This window comes from Planococcus sp. CAU13 (assembly GCF_000775575.1).
Classification (GTDB): Bacteria; Bacillota; Bacilli; order Bacillales_A; family Planococcaceae; genus Planococcus.
The window spans coordinates 1-208 of record NZ_JRGN01000261.1 but is presented as its reverse complement, the minus strand read 5'-3'; the positions used below and the strand labels follow the sequence as shown (position 1 = coordinate 208).

The 208-nt window shown below is 41.8% G+C and carries 1 protein-coding gene; it reads left to right on the top strand.

Going from position 1 to position 208, the window contains the following annotated elements:
• The coding region (locus KW93_RS17835; protein WP_235318415.1) for a hypothetical protein at positions 1-208 on the top strand (208 nt) is incomplete at both ends.

Sequence of the window (208 nt, the reverse complement as noted above, 5' to 3'; positions counted from 1 at the left end):
TCGCTTTTCGCCCGCGAAAAGCATCCATTTGTCTTTTGACCTCAGCTTTTTTGTGGGATTGGAGTTGAGGCCAGCTGAATTCTCTTCTTTAGAAGCTATTAAGTCTGCAATTCCACTAGTGGACAGCGTCAAAGCGCCAATTGTTGCCTTACGAGAAATTATTCTGCGTTCACAGGATTATTTCTGTGTTCAAAAAATTATTTCTGCG